Source organism: Catenulispora rubra, assembly GCF_015356825.1.
In the GTDB taxonomy this organism is placed as follows: Bacteria; Actinomycetota; Actinomycetes; order Streptomycetales; family Catenulisporaceae; genus Catenulispora; species Catenulispora rubra.
In genome coordinates, this window is record NZ_JAACYW010000346.1 from 1 (window position 1) to 11,523 (window position 11,523).

8 protein-coding genes are annotated in these 11,523 nt (G+C 71.3%); 6 read left to right on the forward strand and 2 right to left on the reverse strand.

What is annotated here, in order from left to right; genetic code table 11:
• On the reverse strand, positions 1-981 hold a 981-nt coding region (locus GWK61_RS47845), incomplete at its 3' end, for an MGDG synthase family glycosyltransferase (protein ID WP_194919969.1).
• Positions 982-1,156: 175 nt separating this feature from the next.
• Between GWK61_RS47845 and GWK61_RS47850 the strand changes: the two genes are divergently transcribed.
• The 6 genes from GWK61_RS47850 to GWK61_RS47875 all read left to right on the forward strand — a co-directional run bounded on the left by GWK61_RS47850 (position 1,157) and on the right by GWK61_RS47875 (position 10,383).
• The gene (locus GWK61_RS47850) at positions 1,157-2,431 is read left to right on the forward strand and encodes a sensor histidine kinase (protein ID WP_194919971.1); all 1,275 of its coding nucleotides are present in this window, start codon (positions 1,157-1,159) and stop codon (positions 2,429-2,431) included.
• 14 nt (positions 2,432-2,445) lie between these two features.
• On the forward strand, positions 2,446-3,087 hold the full coding sequence (locus GWK61_RS47855; RefSeq protein WP_194919973.1) for a response regulator transcription factor: 642 nt from the start codon (positions 2,446-2,448) through the stop codon (positions 3,085-3,087).
• A 28-nt stretch (positions 3,088-3,115) separates the two neighbouring features.
• A complete protein-coding gene (locus GWK61_RS47860; protein ID WP_194919981.1) occupies positions 3,116-3,847 on the forward strand; it encodes a GNAT family N-acetyltransferase in 732 nt (243 codons plus the stop codon).
• Positions 3,848-4,035: 188 nt separating this feature from the next.
• Positions 4,036-5,403: a crotonyl-CoA carboxylase/reductase gene (gene ccrA, locus GWK61_RS47865; protein ID WP_194919991.1), complete on the forward strand. Its 1,368-nt coding sequence runs from the start codon at positions 4,036-4,038 to the stop codon at positions 5,401-5,403.
• A gap of 292 nt (positions 5,404-5,695) precedes the next feature.
• Positions 5,696-9,103, forward strand: coding sequence for a polarized growth protein Scy-related protein (locus GWK61_RS47870; protein ID WP_194919993.1), 3,408 nt, complete (start codon positions 5,696-5,698; stop codon positions 9,101-9,103).
• 326 nt (positions 9,104-9,429) lie between these two features.
• Positions 9,430-10,383: a coiled-coil domain-containing protein gene (locus GWK61_RS47875; RefSeq protein WP_194920002.1), complete on the forward strand. Its 954-nt coding sequence runs from the start codon at positions 9,430-9,432 to the stop codon at positions 10,381-10,383.
• 457 nt (positions 10,384-10,840) lie between these two features.
• On the opposite strand, the gene GWK61_RS47880 is transcribed toward GWK61_RS47875, so the two are convergent.
• Positions 10,841-11,523: hypothetical protein (locus tag GWK61_RS47880; RefSeq protein WP_228564158.1), on the reverse strand; the 683-nt coding region annotated here is incomplete at its 5' end.

Sequence of the window (11,523 nt, forward strand, 5' to 3'; positions counted from 1 at the left end):
CTCCCGCAGCGTCCCCGCCAGCTCCCCCTCCGATCGCACCCACACCGCGAGCCCCGCCGCATCCAGCACCGCCGCGTTGGTCCGGCCGTGCCCGACCAGGCTCCGGTAGGTGGCGACCGGCAGCCCGGTGGCGAAAGCCTCCAGCGTGGAGGAAGCCCCCGCGTTCTGCACCATCACATCAGCGGCCGCCATCAGCGTCGGCATGTCACCGACCCACCCGAACACGTGCGGGAACCCCGCCGCGCGCAGCCGCCCCCGCAGTGCCTCGTTGCGTCCGCACACCACCACCGGCGTCACCACGCCCGACGCCGCCAGGTCGCGGGCCGTGCGCTCAATGTCGCCGACGCCCCACGAGCCCCCGAGCAGCAGCGCCAGCGGCTTGTCCGCCGCGTCCAGGCCGAAGCGCGCTCGCGCCGCCTGCCGCTGTGCCGCCGTGCGCGGCGTGAACCGCGCCGACACCAGCGGCCGGGCCACCGTGACCCGGGACGGTGCCACGCCGTGCGCCACCGCCTGCGCCGCGGTCACCGCGTGCGGTGCCAGGTACAGGTCCACGCCCGGCGCGATCCACAGGGGATGCACCGAGAAGTCCGTGAACGTCACCACCACCGGCACCGCCAGCCGGCCCGACGCGCGCAGCCGGCCCAGTACCTGCGCCGCCAGCGGGTACGTCGCCACCGCCGCGGCCGCGTCCGGCGGTATCGCGTCCAGCACCGCTTGCTCCGCGCCGCGCAGCAGGTGGCGCTGCACCAGGCCGGGGCGGGCCGCGCGCTCGGTGCGTGAGTAGATGCACTGGTACAGCGCCGGGGCGTGGGTGATCATGCGGCGGTAGGAGTCGCACATCGTGCGGCCGCCGGGCATCAGGGTCAGGAAGTCGTGCCGGTCGACCGCGAAGCCGCGCGCGGTCAGCCGGTCGGCGAGGGCCGTGGCAGCGCTGTCGTGACCGGCGCCGACCGAGGCGGAGAAGATGACCACGCGGGACATGTGAGTCCTTCCGGAGAACATTCGGAGGCTGTGTTTCGGACTCATCCCATGCTGGCCACGGCGGGCCGCCGAATCAGTAGTGCGACCTGGCGGTTCGGGGGTGGGGCCAGCACCACCCCGGGGGGTGAGGCAGACCTGATGGACCAGGTTCGACGTGCGCGAATACCGTGAACGCGTGCCGACGACGCGAGAGAACCTGCGCATCCGCTGGGGCGAGGCCGGGTGGGACGCCCTGTTCCTGGTGAGCGGGCTGCCGCTGTGGGCCGGGTCGATGGTGATCCTGATGGTCGGGAGCCAGCCGCTGTACCTGATCCTGAACGCGGCCAACCCCGGCATCCCCCGGTTCGTGGTCTCCGTGCTGGTCGTCCCGGCCGTGGTGCTCACGCTGGCACCCATCCTGACGAGCTGGCAGCGCAGCCGCTTCCGCGCGTTCCGGAGCGTGGAGATCCACCGGGTCGAGACGCCGCGGCTGTACCGGGGCCAGGTCCGGCAGGGCCTGCGGTCGGAGGCGCTGTGGCGGCAGACGCTCTACCACCTGATAGCCGGCCCGCTGATCGGGCTGACCGTCGTGGGCCTGGCCTTCATGGACCTGGTGGCGGTCGTGGTGGCGGTCAAGCTCCCCCCGCACGCGCTGGGCGTCATCGACCCCAAGCACGGCCTCACCGGCAAGTTCTGGGGTCAGTGTGCTTACCTCCTGCTGGCCGGCACCGTCACCTACTTCGGGCCGCGCCTGATCCGCCTGCTCGCCGCCGCCGACCTCGCCGCCGCCCGGCGCCTGCTCGGCCCGAGCGAGACCATCGTGCTGGCGAACCGGGTGCAGACCCTGTCCGACAGCCGCGCCGCCGCGGTCGAGGCCGCGGACGCCGAGCGCCGCCGCATCGAGCGCGATCTGCACGACGGCGCGCAGCAGCGCCTGATGTCGCTGGCCGTGCACCTGGGCATCGCCCGCAAGACGCTCAAGGAAAGGGGAGACGTGCCGCCCGAGGCGATGTCCGTCATCATCGACGCCCACGAGCAGGTCAAGGACGCGATGGCGGAGATCCGGAACCTGGTGCGCGGCCTGCACCCGGCGGTCCTGGACGACCGGGGCCTGGACGCCGCGCTGTCCGGCGTCGCGGCCCGCTCGGCGGTCCCGGTGAGGCTGACCGTCGGCGCCACCGGCCCGCTCAGCGCCTCGGTGGAGACCGTCGCCTACTTCGTGGTCTCCGAGGCGCTGGCGAACGTGGTCAAGCACTCCCGCGCGAAACAGGCCGCGGTCGACGTCTCCCGGCGGCAGGACCACCTCCTGATCCGGGTCACCGACGACGGCGTCGGCGGCGCGGACGCGCAGGGCGGCACCGGCCTGACCGGGCTGGCGCAGCGCGTCGCTTCGGTGGACGGCCGGCTGCGGCTAACATCACCGAGCGGCGGTCCGACTGTCCTGACCGCCGAGCTGCCCTGCGGGGTGTGATGCCAGGGGGAACCATGCGCGTGGTGATCGCGGACGACTCCGTCCTCATCCGCGCGGGGGTGGTCCGGGTCCTGGAGCTCTCCGGCCACGAGGTGGTCGCCGAGACCGGCGACGGGATCACGCTGCTGGCCGCCGTGGAGCAGCACCGGCCGGACGCGGTGGTGGCCGACGTCCGCATGCCCCCGACGTTCAAGGACGAGGGCATCGTCGCCGCGGTGCAGATCCGCGAACGGTTCCCGGCCACGGCCGTCCTGGTCCTGTCCCAGTTCGTCGAGGAACGCTACGCGACCGACCTGCTGGCCCGCGACACGACGCGGGTCGGCTATCTGCTCAAGGACCGGGTCGCCGACATCGACTCCTTCATCGAGTCCCTGGAGCGCGTGGCGGCCGGCGGCACCGCGCTGGACCCGGAGGTCGTGGCGCAGTTGCTGGTGCGCCGCCCCACGGACCCCCTGGACCGGCTCACTCCGCGCGAGCGCGACGTGCTGGCGCTGATGGCCGAGGGCCGCGCGAACGCCGCTATAGCGGACGTGCTGGCGGTCAGCGAGAGCGCCGTGGGAAAGCACATCAACAACATCTTCATGAAGCTGGACCTGCAACCGGACGACCTCGGGCACCGCCGTGTGCTGGCCGTATTGCGATACCTAGCTGCGTAACCCAGGGCGTCCCCATTAGCCTCCGCGCATGGATCTTCAGGCGATCGCGGCAACGGGATGGGGTTTCTCTGAGCGCGCCTCTATAGGCGACTGGGAACTACGAGCCGCCGGCGGACACACTTCGCGCGCCAACACTGCGATCCCTCTAGGGGATTCCGGAATGCCGCTTCCCCAGACTCTGGACGCGGTGCGGGATTGGTTCGCGGAGCGCGCTCTGCCCGGCCTTGTGCAGACGATCGACGGCAGTCCGCTGGATAGCGAGATCGCCGCTCTCGGCTTCACCGAAACCCTTCGCCCCGCCCTGCGCCAGACCGCGCCATTGGCGCCTGCGTTGGAAACGCTTAGCGGTTCCACGGACTTCCATCGCACAGCGAAGGCCACTCCAGAACTCCCCGAGGACTACTTCACGGTCTACCGTCGCGGCCACGGCATCCCCGAGTTCAAGGACATCCTGACCACCGGCGACGCGCTGATCGCCTTCGCGGTGGTCCGCGACGACAACGGAGAGCCGCTCTCTGTCGGCCGCGTCGCCATTGACACCGGAAGCGGCTATGCGGGGATCGCCGCACTGGCGACGGCGGAAGCCGCACGGCGGCGCGGACTGGCGCGGATCGTATTGCGGGACCTTCTGGCCTTCGCCGCCGAGAACGGCGCGGAGAACACCTACTTGGAAGTCGAGGAGGGGAACGCTCCCGCGCTTGCGCTCTATGCGTCCCTCGGTTACACGACCGCGCACCGTTATCACTGCCGTCACCTGTGACGTCAAGATGTTGCAGGGTGATAGGGGCCGGGCGGAATCTGTGACAAGGCCCACCTAGCCAGGGTCCGGACGGAGCGCCATAGTTACCAGTGAGTAGCTCCTGCCCTCACTCCCAGGGCCGACTGCCGTACTGCCCTCACAGACGGCAAGCACCGGCCCGCGACGCCGCCGACCCCTGGAGGCCGACGATGCAGCAAGAGACATCAGAGATTCTCGCCGCGATCCAAGCCGGGACCACCCCGGCCGAGGACTTCCCGCACCTGAAGCTTCCCGACACCTACCGCGCGGTCACCGTCCACGCCGACGAGGCCGAGATGTTCGCGGGGATGGAGAGCTGGGACAAGGACCCGCGGCGGTCGCTCCACGTGGAGGACGTGGCGACGCCGGAGCTGGGTCCGGGCGAGGCGATCGTCGCGGTGATGGCCAGCGCCATCAACTACAACTCGGTGTGGACCTCGATCTTCGAGCCGGTCTCCACCTTCAGTTTCCTCAAGCGGTACGGCAAGGTGTCCGAACTCACCCGCCGCCACGACCTGCCCTACCACGTGATCGGCTCGGACCTGGCCGGCGTCGTGCTGCGCACCGGTCCCGGCGTCAACAAGTGGAAGCCGGGCGACGAGGTGGTCGCGCACTGCCTGAGCGTCGAGTTGGAGGACGCCGAGGGCCACGACGACACCATGCTCGACCCGCAGCAGCGGATCTGGGGCTTCGAGACCAACTTCGGCGGCCTGGCGCACCTGGCGCTGGTCAAGGCCAACCAGCTGATGCCCAAGCCGGACCACCTGACCTGGGAGGAGGCCGCCTCCCCGGGACTGGTCAACTCCACCGCCTACCGCCAGCTGGTCTCCAAGAACGGCGCGGCGATGAAGCAGGGCGACGTGGTGCTGATCTGGGGCGCCTCCGGCGGCCTGGGGAGCTACGCGACGCAGATGGCACTGAACGGCGGCGCGATCCCGGTGTGCGTGGTCTCCTCGCCGGACAAGGCGGAGCTCTGCCGGGCGATGGGCGCCGACCTCATCATCGACCGCAAGGCCGAGGGCTTCCGGTTCTGGAAGAACACTGGGCCTGATCTAAAAGCTAGCGAGCAGGACCCGAAGGAGTGGCAGCGCTTCGGCGCGAAGATCAGGGAACTGACCGGCGGCGAGGACCCGGACATCGTCTTCGAGCACCCCGGCCGGGAGACCTTCGGCGCCAGCGTCTACGTCGCCAAGCGCGGCGGCAAGATCGTCACCTGCGCGTCCACGTCGGGCTTCAACCACAGCTATGACAACCGCTACCTGTGGATGAACCTCAAGAGCATCATCGGCTCGCACTTCGCCAACTACCGCGAGGCGTGGGAGGCGAACCGCCTCATCGACAAGGGGATGATCCACCCCACGCTGTCGAAGTCCTACCCGCTGGAGCAGACCGGCCAGGCCGCGTACGACGTCCACCAGAACCTGCACCAGGGCAAGGTCGGCGTGCTCTGTCTGGCGCCCGAGGAAGGCCTCGGCGTGCGCGACGCGGCCAAGCGCGAGCGGCTACTGCCCGCGATCAATCGGTTCCGCAACGTGTGATCTCCGCCACGGCGGCACCGGGGCGAGACAACGCGTCCCGACATCCGAGCGGAGGCGGCATTGCCCGCCTTCGCTCGGTTTTTCGAATTTCGCCGCCACCGACAGTGAAGATGACGCGACGCAGGGCTACCGCACCGCTGCGGCCTGCGCGCCTTCCACAAGGCACTGATTCTCGGGACGATGTCCGACATGAGAGGGCCTGCGAGTTCGGCCTGGTAGCATCCGAAGCCTCTACTCATTCCCCGGCCCGACTAGGTGTCATCCGGCCGGAAATCTGACACGATTCACTGTCATGGGACCAGGGCGGCTCGACGAACGCAGCACCGATCGCTACGGCGATCGTGGCGGCGATCGCGGATCCCACGCGCGCCGCGGCGCGAACTCCGCGCAATCTGGCGGCTACCCGCCGCGATCACGCGCGCCCTACGGCGAGTCGTACGAGTCCTACGAGGACGAACCCGGGGGCTACGACAAGCACGACGTCGAGGCCACGTTCTCGGAGATGGAGAAGGAGCTCGACAAGCTCCGCACGGCCCGCGACGAGGCCGTCACCGACACCGAGGACCTGCGCTACCAGATCGAGGTCCTGCGCTCCAAGCTCCATGAGCAGCGCCGCCTGGCCGCCCAGCCGCGCTTCGACAACATCTCCGGGCAGGTGGAGCAGATGCTCCGCAACGCCCAGATCCAGGCCGACCAGGTCCGCGCGGCCGCCGAGCGCGAGCTGCGCGAGTCCCGCGCGAAGACCGCGCGCCTGCTGGAAGAGGCCGCGCACCGCTCCGCGGAGCTGGAAGCCGAGTGGCACACCGAGGTCGGCAACCGCCGGCAGTCGCTGGACCGCGAGCTGACCGAGAAGCGGCAGCAGGCCGAGGCTCAGGTCAACGAGATGGCCGCGTGGGCCGAGAAGGTGCGCTCGGACACCGAGTCGCACCGCGGCCGGATCATCGAGGCGGCCCGCGGCGAGGTCGAGGCCGGCCGCGACCGGATAGCGATGGAGACCGCGCAGGCCATCGAGCACGTCCGCATGGAGACCGAGAACATGCGGACCGCGGCGCGCGCCGAGGCCGAGAAGACCCGCGAGGCGGCCCAGGCCGAGGCCGAGCGGGTGCTGAACGCCGCCGCAGGTCAGGCCCAGCAGGCCCAGGAGCACGCCCAGCAGATCCGGGCCACCGCCAAGTCCGAGGCTGACGCGTCGGTGAACTCCGCGCGCGCCGAGGCCTCGCGGATGTTGATGGAGGCCGGCGGACAGGCCGAGCGGACCCGCGCCGAGTCCAACGCCGAGGGGCTGCGGGTGCGCGGCGAGGCGGAGGCGGCCGCGCAGCACCTGCGGGCCGAGTCCGAGGCGACCGCGCAGCAGGCCCGCCAGGAGGCGGCGAACGACGCCGCGCGGATGCGGGCCGAGGCCCGCTCGGAGGCCGACCAGGTCACCGGCAACGCCGGGCGGATCCTGGCCGAGGCCGAGGAGCAGGCGGCGACGCGGCTGGACCAGGTGGCCAGGGCCGTCGAGGAACTGATCGCCAAGGGCCAGAACGACGCCGACGCCACGCGCGTCGCCGCCGAGGAGGACGTGGCCCCGCTGCGCGGCCAGATCGAGGCGCTGCACGCGCAGGCCAGCGAGCTGCACTCGGCGGCGCAGCAGGCGCACGAGGACGCGCACACGGCGGCCGAGCAGCTGCGGGTGGACACCGAGGCCGGTGTCGAGGCCATGCAGAACGCGGCCCGCGAGGAGATGCAGCGGCTGCGCGAGAAGTCCCAGGCGCGCATCGACGAGCTGCAGGCCCGGACCGAGGCCGACACGGCCAAGGCGCGCGACGGGGCGGACCGGTACTCGCAGAACACCCGCGGCGAGGCGGACACCTACGCGACCACCACCCGGACCGAGGCCGACCGCTACGCCGACAACACCCGCAACGCGGTCAACGCCGAGACCGACAAGCTGCGCTCGGACACCGACGACTACTCGCGGACGACGCGGCAGGACGCTGATACCTACGCCGCGCAGATCCGGGCGACGACCGACGCCGAGGCGGGCAAGGTCCGCGCGGACGCCGACGGCTACGCGCAGCAGATGCAGCAGGCCGCCGACCAGTACTCGATGCAGACGCGGAACGACGCGGACGCCTACTCCGGGGGCATGCGCGGCGACGCCGACGCGTACGCGGCCAAGACCAAGGCGGACTCCGAGCTCGCCTCGGAGAGGCTCCAGGCCGACACCGACAACTACGCGACCGGGGTCCGGGCCGAGGCGGACGGCTACGCGGCCAAGACCAAGGCCGACGCCGAGCACGCGGCCGACAAGCTGCGGGTCGAGACCGAGAACTACTCCGTGGGCGTGCGGTCCGAGGCCGACGCCTACGCCGCGAAGACCAAGGCCGACTCCGAGCAGGCCGCCGAGAACCTGCGCGCCGAGACCGAGAACTACTCGGCCGGGGTGCGCGGCGAGGCGGACGCGTACGCGGCGCAGACCAAGGCCGACACCGACCGGGCCAGCGACGAGGTGCGCGCCGAGGCCGAGAAGTACTCGCACACCACGCGTGCGGCGGCCGACGTGTACTCGGCGAAGACGAAGGCCGACGCGGAGCGAGCCGGCGACGTCGTCCGGGTCGCCGCCGAGGACTACGCGAACGCGCTGCGCGCCGAGACCGAGGCGTACGCGGCCAAGACCAAGGCCGACTCCGACCGGGCCGGCGAGGTCACGCGCGCCGAGGCCGACTCCTACGCCGCGCAGACCCGGCAGGCCGGCGAGGCCGCGGGGAACGAGGCCATGGAGGCCGCGCAGGCCGAGGCGCGCAAGATCGGCGAGGAGGGCACGCGCTACGCCGCGGCCGTGCGCGCCGAGGTCGCCGGGATAGTGGAAGAGGCGCAGGCCGCCGCGGACCGGCAGATCGCCGACGCCGAGCGGATCCACGGCGAGGCCGAGGCGGCCGCCGCGGTGCTCGGGGTGGAGGCTGCCGAGGAGGCGGTGCAGATCCGGGCCGAGGCGCGCCGGGACGCCGCCGCGATGCGCGCCGAGGCCGAGGCCGCGCTGGCCGAGGCCCGCACCAAGTCGGACACCATGGTGAAGGCCGCGAAGTCGGAGTCCGAGCGCATCCACCACGAATCGGCGGCCAGCGCCGAGGCGGCGCGGACCGACGCCGACAAGATCCGCAGCGAAGCGCGCGAGGAGGCCGGCCGCAAGCTGGAGGCCTCCGGCCGGGACGCGGACAAGCTGGTGGCGATGGCGCGCTCGGAGGCCGTCAAGGTGCGGGCCGACAGCGAGAACGAGGTCGACCGGATGCTGGCGGCCGCGCGCGAGGAGGCCGCGCGCGTCACCACGACCGCCGAGAACGACGCCGAGCGCGTCACGTCGGGGGCCAAGGCGGACGTCGAGCGCATAAGGCGGACCGCGGACGGGGTGCTGGAAGCCGCCGACAAGAAGGCGCTGGAGACCCGGGAGCAGGCGAACTCCGAGGCCGAGACCGCGCTCGCGACGGCGCGGAAGCAGGCTGCTGAGACGGTCGCCGAGGCGCGGGAGCTCTCCGAGCAGCTGGTGACGAAGGCCACGGACGAGACCGAGCAGTTGCGGGCGGACGCCAAGCGCGAGGTCGAGGAGATCGAAGTGCGCAAGCAGGAGATCAAAGCCGAGATGTCGCGGGTGCACGGCGTGCTGGACGCGCTGGCGACGTCGGTCTCCGTCCCCGTCGGGCCACCGTCGGAGGACTGAGACACATCGTGTGCGTTCCGACGCCGCCGCTAGGTCATGACTCGCCGCAGGTTCTCGCCCACGGCCCGTAACCCATGGTCAGTGGAGCGCAGCGACTCCGTAACGGGCGGTGGTGGGAGACGGGTGGGCGATCGTTAGAAACACTCGATAGGTTGGGGTTTGCGGGTCCGTTTGTTCGATTACGCGCCACCCGGTCGAAGCGAAGCGCGTTTCGTGCCAGGATTCCCCTACACCACCTCCTTCAGTACATACACCTTCACCGCCACTTGTAGATTGTTCACTCACCCCCGGCCCGACGCGGGCCAGTGAATCGCGACAGGGATCTCATGAGCGACATGCATTCGCCGCACGGCTTCGAGCAAGTGCGCCGCGGGTACGACCCGGTCCAGGTCAACGACCGAATCACCAAGCTGATCGCCGAGCGGGACGCGGCGCACTCCCGGTCCGGCTCCATGGAGAAGCGCATCGAGGAACTCCACCTGGAGAACCAGACGGTGCAGGCGCAGCTCGCCGACAGCGAGCCCAGCTACGCCGGTCTCGGCGCGCGCGTGGAGAAGATCCTGCGCCTGGCCGAGGAAGAGGCGAAGGACCTGCGCGAGGAGGCCCGCCGCGCCGCCGACGCGCACCGCGAGCTGGCCGACCAGGCCGCCATGAAGGTCCGCACCGACGCCGAGCAGTACGCCAAGGACCGCAAGGCCAAGGCGGATGAGGAGGCCGTGCGGATCGTCGAGAAGGCCAAGGACGACGCCAACCAGGTCCGCGCCACCGCCGCCAAGGACGCGGCGACCAAGCGCGAGGAGGCCGAGGCGCTCTTCGAGGAGACCCGCGCCAAGGCCGCGGCGGCCGCCACCGACTTCGAGACCAAGCTGGCCAAGCGCCGCGAGCAGTCCGAGCGCGACCTGGCGGCCCGCCAGGCCAAGGCCGAGAAGCGCCTCGCCGAGATCGAGAACCGCGCCGAGCAGCTCCGCCTGGAGGCGGAGAAGATGCGCACCGACGCCGAGCGCCGCGCGCGCTCCACGATCGAGACCGCGCAGCGCCAGGCCGACGACATCATCGCCGACGCCCGCAGCAAGACCGACCGCATCCGCAGCGAGGCCGAGCGCGAGCTGGCGGCGCTGACCCACCGCCGCGACAGCATCAACGCCCAGCTGCACAACGTGCGCGAGATGCTGGCCACCCTGACCGGCGGCGCGGTGAACGTCAACGCCCTGGCCGCCCTCGGCGAGGCCGAGGACGAGCTGGAGGCCGCCGACGAGGCTTCGATCCCGGCCCAGCGCTGAGGCACGACCGGCAGCCCCGCCGAGCGATCGGCGGGGCTGGTTCGCGGTTGGGGGGCAGGGAGAGCGGGCGGCGGGCTCGGCGAGGTTGGCTGCACCGCCGGCGCTGGCTCGCGGTTGAGATCTCGCTCGATGAGGCAAGCGGCTGGGTCGGCACGGCTGGTGCGGGCTCGCGGCTGAGGCTTGGCTGGATCGGGCAGCGGCGCTGCGGTCGGCATGACTCGCTCGGCAGGGCCGGCCGGATTGCCAGGACCGGTTCGCGGTTGAGGCCCGGCTCGATGAGGCAGGCAGCTGACTCGGCTGGCTGGCTCGCGGCTGAGGCTTGGCTGGATCGGGCGGCGGCACTGCGGTCGGCATGACTCGCTCGGCGGCGTCGACTGCGTCACCAAAACCGGTTCGCTTAGCGCGCCCCCGGACCCTCTGGGTGGGTCCGGGGGCGCTTTGTCGTGCGGGGGTCAGGTCAGTGCTTCGTAGGGTTCGGCATCGAGTTGTCGTAGGTGCCGACCTTCGTGCCCTGCGCGTTGTACTCGTCGATGGTGACGTGGAATCCCTGGTCGTCCTTCGGGATCGGGAGGAAGTAGAACGCCTGGGTGTCGAAGGCGGGGGCGGGGATGGTGTTCTCGGTGATCGGGGCCAGGCCGTCGACGTGCGCGATGACCTTCGTCACGTCCGCGGGGACCAGCCCCATCTGCAGGGTGCCCTTTCCGCCCTGGTAGTCGTACTGCAGGGTGTCCTGGTAGAACCACAGGTACTGGTCGGGGTTCTTGACCGGCAGGCAGTAGACGATGGCCGGTTCGGTGTTGACCTGCCCGCCGTGGCCGTTCACCGTGATGTCGAGGCCGAGGCACTTCTGGCCCGCGGTCAGGGCGTTGTTGCCGCCCGTGGTCACCGCGGTGACCTTCCACGGCACGCCCTCGACGGTTCCTGAGGCCAGGAGCGTCGGGTGCGTCGGCAGGGAGCCGGCCGGGTTCGTCTTCGCCGGAGGGGTGCCGGTCTTCTGTGCCTCCGTCTTCGTCTGCGCGTCGGTGTGCGGCGGGGCGACGACACCGGGAGTGGTGCCCTTGCCGCCCGAGCCCGTGTTGCCGGCCGCGCTCGAAAAGTCACGCCCGGAAAGCCCCGCCACGACCGCGCAATCCCAACACC